Below are 369 nucleotides of genomic sequence, written 5' to 3' on the forward strand. Positions count from 1 at the left end.
ACGCTCGGTCAGGCATTCACTACGCAGGCGGTGGCCAAGCAGATCATCACGGTGCAGTCCGACAGTGCGGACAGCCAGAACGATCCGGCCAACGGAAACTCCAATTCCTCTGACACCATCACCAAGGTACTGGCCAACCCCACTGCCAATGCCAACCATGCCGCCATCGTCACGGCGAGGGCACCATGGCGTATTCTGCCGGTGACCTTCCAGCAAAACGGCAAGGACCGTGCCGTGGTGTACATCGGCTTGTCGCTGGCCGACCAAATCGACACCGTCAACACACTCACCCGATACTGCATTGTGGTCGGCATCGCCGTGGTGCTGCTCGGCGGCTCCCTGTCCACGCTGATCATCCAGCACACGATG

The 369-nt window shown here is 60.7% G+C and carries 1 protein-coding gene; it reads left to right on the forward strand.

Annotation, left to right across the window (positions count from 1 at the left end):
• The coding region (locus DKT72_RS19060; protein ID WP_220628173.1) for a hypothetical protein at positions 1–369 on the forward strand (369 nt) is incomplete at both ends.

Origin of the sequence: Confluentibacter sediminis (assembly GCF_003258355.1) — a bacterium.
Classification (GTDB): domain Bacteria; phylum Bacteroidota; class Bacteroidia; order Flavobacteriales; family Flavobacteriaceae; genus Confluentibacter; species Confluentibacter sediminis.